The 397-nt window shown below is 67.5% G+C and carries 1 protein-coding gene; it reads right to left on the bottom strand.

What is annotated here, in order from left to right:
• Nucleotides 1-397 (bottom strand): condensation domain-containing protein (locus IF99_RS31455; RefSeq protein WP_037828350.1); only part of this gene is annotated, 397 nt, incomplete at both ends.

Genomic DNA, 397 nt, shown 5'->3' with positions numbered 1-397 from the left:
GGCCTGGTGGGTGAAGAGGTCGGGGAGGAGCTGAGGTGGGACCGGGTGGGTGGTGTTGTTGTGGGTGTGGAGGAGGCGGGTGCGGTCCTGGGGTGTGAGGGCGCTGATTTTTGACAGGGGTGTCGCGGGGTCGGCGGTCACCGTCTCCAGGACGCGCAGGAAGCCGTCCGCCAGCCGCTCGGCCGTCTCCGCGTCGAACAGGTCCGTCGCGTAGGTCAGCCCTCCGGTGAGTGTCTCGGTGCCCTGGACGAAGGAGAATTGCAGGTCGAACTTGGCGTGGGTCAGGTCGGTCCCGCCGATGCTCACATCGAGGCCGTCGAGGTGCAGTTCGGGGGCGGTGTTGTTCTGGAGGTCCACCATGACCTGGAAGAGGGGGTGGTGGTGGGTGGTGCGGGTG

Source organism: Streptomyces sp. NRRL F-5630 (assembly GCF_000719475.1).
In the GTDB taxonomy this organism is placed as follows: Bacteria; Actinomycetota; Actinomycetes; order Streptomycetales; family Streptomycetaceae; genus Streptomyces.
Note: the sequence above shows the minus strand (reverse complement) of the source record. Positions and strands in the feature narration are given on the sequence as shown.